This is a genomic window from Flavicella sp., from assembly GCF_037132785.1.
Classification (GTDB): Bacteria; Bacteroidota; Bacteroidia; order Flavobacteriales; family Flavobacteriaceae; genus Flavicella.
In genome coordinates this window covers 1-5,842 of the sequence record NZ_JBAHZZ010000120.1, presented here as the reverse complement: position 1 = coordinate 5,842, position 5,842 = coordinate 1, and the positions used below count along the sequence as shown (strand labels likewise).

The window sequence follows — 5,842 nt, the reverse complement described above, 5'->3', positions numbered from 1 at the left end:
TTTTATTTTGGCTAAATAAGCCTTACAAGCTTCATCATTTGGTAGTTCTTTTATAAAACTCAGTATATTTTGACCTTGAAAAACATCCATATCTGTTATATTTAATGACACTAAGATACAGAAACTAAATGACTAACTCAGTTAATTATTTTAAAGGTAGGTATGAAAAAAACAAAAATAATATTTGTTGGTTGTTTATACTAGATTCTCATTGTTCCTCAAAATTAGTTTACTGGTTTATTGATTGTCTTGGTTATTGTATTCTTTAAATGTTCCATCGGTGTAAAATATGAGTACCTTTTCTATGGGTGTTTTATTTGAGTTTTTTGGTTTTTTGGTTTTTTCAAACAGGTCTTCTTTAATTTCGTGTTGGTCTTTTGTGGTTTGCTCTGATGTTTTTTTTACTGAGATTTGTTTTGTGACTTGTGAAAGGGGGGATGATTTAGGAAAGTTGCCAATACCTTTTAGTAGCCAATATAGATCTACTTCTTGATAGGTGTCAATCGTTTTTAATACGAAGTCAAGACTAGGTTTGTTTCTTCCTGAGAGTATATGAGAGATGCTAGAGCGAGGAACTTCTATAGTTTCAGCGAAGGAAGATGCCGAAATTTGATAAAAATCCATTACTTTTTTCAATCTATTTGAGAAGCTTGTATTGTTTAACATTGTAGTCGTTTTTATAATTTACAAATGTAATCATTCGTGTTGTTATATCAAAATAATTCAATAAATACCTGCAAATACATTAAACTAAAGCTTTAGTTAAAATTCTTATAGTACTGGTAATCAAAGATTATATCTAAGTTCAAAATCCGTTTCGTCTCTCTGTTTACGGCAAGTGTTTTTACCGTCACTAAGCACAATGATCCGTGAACTTTGTTGTGTATAAATGTAAACACAACCGATTTCTGCACCCGTTACAAATGTAAACAAGGGTTTATTTACATTTGTAACATGAAAATGATTGATATTAAAGTACTCGAAGATTGGTATATAGAGAACCTTGAAAAAAAATTAAAAGGAAGACGGATTTTGTTTCCAGATATTGAGCCATTGATAGACGGTTTAGATTCTGCTTTGTTTGAAAAAAAAATCATTGGGACTTCTGAAAAAGGAACTTCTATTTATAAAATCAAAACAGGGTGTGGTAAAATGAAAATTTTGATTTGGTCACAAATGCACGGAAATGAGAGTACGGGTACTAAAGCTGTTTTTGATCTCTTTAAATTTTTATTAGATGCAAATTCGTTAAGTTTTGTTAAAAATTCTATTTTAAGTAACTGTACGCTTGTCTTTATTCCTATGCTTAATCCAGACGGGGCTGATAAGTTTACTAGAGTAAACAGCAATGAGGTGGATTTAAATAGAGATGCTGTAGCCAGGATAGCTAAAGAAAGTAATATTCTTAGAGTTGTTTTGGATAAGTTTAGTCCACAGTTTTGTTTTAATCTTCATGATCAACGAACAATTTTCAATGTAGAAGGCACTAAAAATCCTGCTACAATATCATTTTTAGCACCTTCGGAAGACCTAGAACGTACTTTAACTAGCGGAAGAAAGGAAACGATGAGTGTTATAGTTTCTATGGATAAATTGCTCTCAAAATTGATCCCTAGGCATGTCGGAAGGTATACTGATGAGTTTTATCCAACAGCCACTGGTGATAATTTTCAAAAATTGGGTCACAATACTATTTTGATAGAAGCAGGACATTATTATGATGACTATAATAGGGAAATTGTGCGAAAGTTTAATTTTTTTGCAATGCTTCAGGGGTTATATTTTATTTCTTCTAAAAACGATTACTCGAATTACATGCCTTATTTTGATATTCCTAATAATGATAAAAAATGTTATGATATCATTTATAGAAACGTAAAAAATGATCAAGGTGAAATTGAAGATGTTGCTTTGCAGTTTGATTATATTGTTGAGAAAGGGGTGTTGGTCTTTGTGAAAGAAGAGGTTGCGAGAGGTAATTTAAAAGGTTTTATTGGGCATAAAGAGTATGACCTAAAGAATCAGGTCCTTGTAGAGGGATGAGATTAGAGATTTCGTAACAAGTATACCTTTTTAATAGAAATATTTTATTATTTTTGTTCAATAGCTATTTATGCCCAAAATTAAACACATGAAAAATTATAATTTAGATGAAGTAGATCACCAAATCTTGGATATGTTGATTGATAATGCAAGAACTCCTTTTACGGATATTGCTAAAAAGTTGTTAGTTTCTGCAGGAACGATTCATGTTCGTGTAAAGAAAATGGAAGAAGAAGGGGTGATTAAAGGTTCTACGCTTACTTTGAATTATGAAAAAATGGGGTACGCTTTTATTGCTCATATTGGTATTTATCTAGAGCGAACATCAATGACAAAAGTGGTAATTGAGGATTTAAGAAAAATATCTAATGTGACTGTTGCTTATGTTACTGCAGGGAAGTTTAATATTTTTTGTAAAATAAGAGCAAAGAACACTGAAGATGCAAAGAATATTATTTTTCAGATAGATGATATTTCTGGTGTTAATAGAACTGAAACTATGATTTCTCTAGAGGAAAGCATCAATGACAAAAAAAGAATGATGCACGCTATTTTTAGAGATTACTAAAAAAGCATTAAAACATATTGAAACGATAGGCTTTTGAGTTTGTCGTTTTTTTTATGCTTAAATTTTAAATAAACTATGGTTTATGTCTTTTCTAATGTGCGAATAGTTTATATCTTTACACACCTAAGATCTATTTGAAAAAAATGAATTTATATAAAGAAAACTCGCTTAAAATTTATAATTCTTTAAGCAAAGAAAAAGAAGTTTTTATTCCAATTAACGAAGGCTCTGTAGGCATGTATGTATGTGGGCCAACAGTGTATAGCAATGTTCATCTAGGGAATGTTCGGACATTTATGTCCTTTGATTTGGTTTTTAGATATTTAAAACACTTGGGGTTTAAAGTTCGTTATGTAAGAAATATTACCGATGCTGGTCATTTAGAAAATGATGCAGATGAAGGTGAAGATAGAATTGCCAAAAAGGCACGCTTAGAGCAGATAGAACCTATGGAAGTTGTACAACGTTATACTGTTGATTTTCATGAGGTTTTGAAGAAATTCAACAATCTTCCACCAAGTATTGAGCCTACTGCTACTGGGCATATCGTTGAACAGATTGAAATGATTAAAGATATTCTAGGTAAAGGAATGGCTTATGAAGTAAATGGATCTGTTTATTTTGATGTTTTAAAATACAATGAAACTGAACAATACGGGATTCTTTCAGGTAGAAATATTGAAGATTCTATTCATAATACAAGAGTATTAGATGGACAATCTGAAAAGAAAAACCCACAGGATTTTGCTTTGTGGAAAAAAGCGAGCCCAGAACATATTATGAGGTGGCCATCTCCTTGGAGTGATGGATTTCCTGGTTGGCATTTAGAATGTACAGCAATGAGTACAAAGTATTTGGGCGAGCAGTTTGATATACACGGAGGGGGAATGGATTTAAAGTTTCCTCATCATGAATGTGAAATAGCACAAGCGAATTGTTCTAATGGTCAAAACCCAGTCAATTATTGGATGCATGCAAATATGTTGACCTTAAATGGTCAAAAGATGTCGAAGTCTACAGGAAATAATATTTTACCGGATGAAATCTTTTCTGGTAAAAACACTATTCTCGGAAAGCCATTTAGCCCTAGTGTTACGCGTTTTTTTATGTTACAAGCTCATTATAGAAGTAATTTAGATTTTTCTAGTTTGGCAATAGAAGCATCTGAAAGAGGATATCAAAAATTAATTCATGCTATTGGAATGTTACATGATTTACAAGTTAAGGATGTGACTTCTTTTGATTTGGAGAAATGGATTCAAGCTTGTTATGATGCAATGAATGATGATTTTAACAGTCCTGTTTTAATTGCATGTTTATTTGAAGGGGTAAAGTATGTTCATTTAATTAATGATAAAAAGGAATCAATTACTAAAGAAGATTTAGAAAAACTTGAATCCGTATTTAATATATTTGTATTTGATATTTTAGGTCTACTGGAGGATTCCTTAGAAGATAATTCAGAAAAGTTGGATGGTACTGTCGAATTATTGATTCGATTACGGAAAGAGGCTAGAGATAATAAAAACTGGGGGTTGTCTGATCAAATTCGTGATGAATTACTCGATTTAGGAATTCAATTGAAAGATGGAAAAGAGGGAACAACGTTTAGTATAAATTGAGATCATTTCAAAAAATAATCAAATTTCCATTTATTGCCTTGGTAAGAATTTATCAAGCGATGATTTCTCCTTATATTCCATCTACGTGTAGATATTCTCCGACATGTTCCCATTATGCAATTGAGGCACTGGAGGTGCATGGAGTTTTAAAAGGAGGAATATTGGCTATTAAACGGATATTAAGTTGTCATCCTTGGGGAGGAAGTGGGTACGATCCCGTTCCACAATCTATAAAAAAACAAAATAATAATAAATGAATTTTACAGCAATTACTTGGGAACCTTCTTTGGGGATAGAATTAGGTTTTTTTACTATCCGTTATTATAGCTTAATGTTTGTATTGGCTTTTGGTGTGGGTTTGGCTTTAATGAAACGAATTTATATCAAAGATGGTATTGACTTAGAAAAACTTGATAAATTGTTTATGTATACGATCATCGCAACTATACTAGGAGCGAGGTTGGGACATGTGTTTTTCTATGATTGGCCATATTTTAAAAATCATTTAGGAGAAATTTTATTACCTGTAAAATTCAATCCATTCCGATTTACTGGATTTACTGGATTGGCAAGTCACGGAGCTGCTGTTGGAATTATTGTTGCTTTGTATTTTTATAGCAAAAAGATTCTAAAAAAACCACTGTTGTATATTTTGGATAGAGTGGGGATTGGGGTTGCTCTTGCTGGCTTCTTTATTCGAATCGGAAATCTGATGAATTCAGAAATTATAGGAAAACCTACTGGAACAAATTTCGGAATCATTTTTAAAAATTTAGGAGAAGATTTCCCAAGACATCCAACTCAGTTGTATGAGGCTTTTGGATACTTGATTATTTTTATTTGTTTGTGGTATTTGTATTGGAAAACAAATAAGAAAGAGCAATTGGGGTATTTGTTTGGGTTTTTCTTCGCAACATTATGGAGTGTGCGTTTTGCAGTCGAATTCTTAAAAGAAGCTCAGATTGATAACAGAGGGGATTGGGATTTAAATACAGGACAATTGTTGAGTATTCCTTTAGTGATTGTAGGATTGTATTTTATGTTTAGAAAGAAGAAGTAGTTGTCTGAAAATCAGAGTGTATAAGTTGATAGATCTACCTTTGTTGATGCGATTTTAACTAAGCCAGTAAATTATATATTTTACTTAGGAGGTCGTTTTCTGAAAAACATGAAAATAGGATTCAAAATTATTGATAATCCTAAAAAACGAAATATTAAGACCGTTGCAAGGTACATGACAAAAACAAAGATCCAAACTTAGGTTTTATATCATTGTTTGTTAGTTTGTTAAGGCGTATATTCAAGCCATGAAACTACAAATAACACCTACTTTTTCAGATAGCATTTGTGATTTACGCACAAGAAAGATAAAAGCTACATTTTTCAGTCAAATAAATATTCTTATCGATTGGGATCGAATTTCAAAAATAATAGACAAGGACTATTCCAGAGGTAAAAGTGCGGTTGGTAAGCCTTGCTATGATGGTTTGTTGCTTTTTAAAATGTGTCTTTTGCAAAGTTGGTATGGTTTAAGCGATTACGAAGTAGAAGATAGACTTAACGATAGTTTGTCATTCAGCTATTTCTGTGGAATGACAATAGAACAGGT

At 31.8% G+C, this 5,842-nt stretch carries 7 protein-coding genes and 1 pseudogene; 6 read left to right on the top strand and 2 right to left on the bottom strand.

What is annotated here, in order from left to right; genetic code table 11:
• Both V5787_RS08145 and V5787_RS08140 read right to left on the bottom strand, forming a co-directional pair.
• A pseudogene (locus tag V5787_RS08145) lies at positions 1-90 on the bottom strand (IS1595 family transposase); the annotation flags it as partial.
• Between the two features lie 147 nt (positions 91-237).
• The gene (locus tag V5787_RS08140; protein ID WP_336892751.1) at positions 238-666 is read right to left on the bottom strand and encodes a helix-turn-helix transcriptional regulator; all 429 of its coding nucleotides are present in this window, start codon (positions 664-666) and stop codon (positions 238-240) included.
• 288 nt (positions 667-954) lie between these two features.
• On the opposite strand from V5787_RS08140, the gene V5787_RS08135 reads away from it, so the two are divergent.
• From V5787_RS08135 to V5787_RS08110, 6 genes are all read left to right on the top strand, one after another.
• A complete protein-coding gene (locus tag V5787_RS08135) occupies positions 955-2,043 on the top strand; it encodes a M14 family zinc carboxypeptidase (RefSeq protein WP_336892750.1) in 1,089 nt (362 codons plus the stop codon).
• A gap of 88 nt (positions 2,044-2,131) precedes the next feature.
• Positions 2,132-2,611: a winged helix-turn-helix transcriptional regulator gene (locus tag V5787_RS08130; protein ID WP_336892749.1), complete on the top strand. Its 480-nt coding sequence runs from the start codon at positions 2,132-2,134 to the stop codon at positions 2,609-2,611.
• A 143-nt stretch (positions 2,612-2,754) separates the two neighbouring features.
• Positions 2,755-4,233, top strand: coding sequence for a cysteine--tRNA ligase (gene cysS / locus V5787_RS08125; protein ID WP_336892748.1), 1,479 nt, complete (start codon positions 2,755-2,757; stop codon positions 4,231-4,233).
• Positions 4,230-4,490, top strand: a complete 261-nt coding sequence (gene yidD, locus V5787_RS08120; RefSeq protein WP_336892747.1) for a membrane protein insertion efficiency factor YidD — start codon at positions 4,230-4,232, stop codon at positions 4,488-4,490. Before cysS ends, yidD begins: the two co-directional genes overlap by 4 nt.
• Complete coding sequence (lgt, locus tag V5787_RS08115; RefSeq protein ID WP_336892746.1) at positions 4,487-5,293, top strand: prolipoprotein diacylglyceryl transferase; 807 nt, start codon at positions 4,487-4,489, stop codon at positions 5,291-5,293. Before yidD ends, lgt begins: the two co-directional genes overlap by 4 nt.
• A 247-nt stretch (positions 5,294-5,540) precedes the next feature.
• The coding region (locus V5787_RS08110; protein ID WP_336892745.1) for a transposase at positions 5,541-5,842 on the top strand (302 nt) is incomplete at its 3' end.

What these genes read in the sequence shown, in the direction of transcription:
- V5787_RS08140 (WP_336892751.1), bottom strand. Translation starts at nt 666, where the DNA reads ATGTTAAACAATACAAGCTTCTCAAATAGATTGAAAAAAGTAATGGAT.
- V5787_RS08135 (WP_336892750.1), top strand. Translation starts at nt 955, where the DNA reads ATGAAAATGATTGATATTAAAGTACTCGAAGATTGGTATATAGAGAAC.
- V5787_RS08130 (WP_336892749.1), top strand. Translation starts at nt 2,132, where the DNA reads ATGAAAAATTATAATTTAGATGAAGTAGATCACCAAATCTTGGATATG.
- lgt (WP_336892746.1), top strand. Translation starts at nt 4,487, where the DNA reads ATGAATTTTACAGCAATTACTTGGGAACCTTCTTTGGGGATAGAATTA.
- cysS (WP_336892748.1), top strand. Translation starts at nt 2,755, where the DNA reads ATGAATTTATATAAAGAAAACTCGCTTAAAATTTATAATTCTTTAAGC.